The organism is Vibrio sp. 10N.222.55.C6, assembly GCF_041473395.1.
GTDB classification, from domain to species: Bacteria; Pseudomonadota; Gammaproteobacteria; order Enterobacterales; family Vibrionaceae; genus Vibrio; species Vibrio crassostreae_C.
The window spans coordinates 1-430 of record NZ_JBFRSD010001031.1 but is presented as its reverse complement, the minus strand read 5'-3'; the positions used below and the strand labels follow the sequence as shown (position 1 = coordinate 430).

1 protein-coding gene is annotated in these 430 nt (G+C 40.7%); it reads right to left on the bottom strand.

What is annotated here, in order from left to right:
- The coding region (locus AB4486_RS27405; RefSeq protein WP_372119946.1) for a CHASE sensor domain-containing protein at positions 1-430 on the bottom strand (430 nt) is incomplete at both ends.

Genomic DNA, 430 nt, shown 5'->3' with positions numbered 1-430 from the left:
CTTTTGATATTGTCACTCTCAAGTTAGCGATCACAGCGTCATCCAGCGTCACCGGAACAAGCAAAAAGATGAAATTCTCGGAGATTGCAAATTGGTGATCCGCGATGTCATTTAATTCATCGGTATTCGGCCTTGGAACCAGCGTATTACTGACTTGATAACTCGCAAAAAGCTGTTCATTAATGTCATAGAGCTTCACCCTGACGATATCTTTATCCGCAACGAAGGCTGACAAAATCTCCTGAGCCGAAGATTTATCCTCAAATAGAATCGCGGCTTGTAGGTTATAAGCAACACCTTGTGCTAACACTTTAACTCGCTGAATAAGACTCTCTTTCTCTCGCTCAAAAGTGACAGTGTAATTAATTGATTGAATCGTCACAAAAGTAACTGCGATGAAGATGACAATCGGTAATATCAGCTTGTTTTT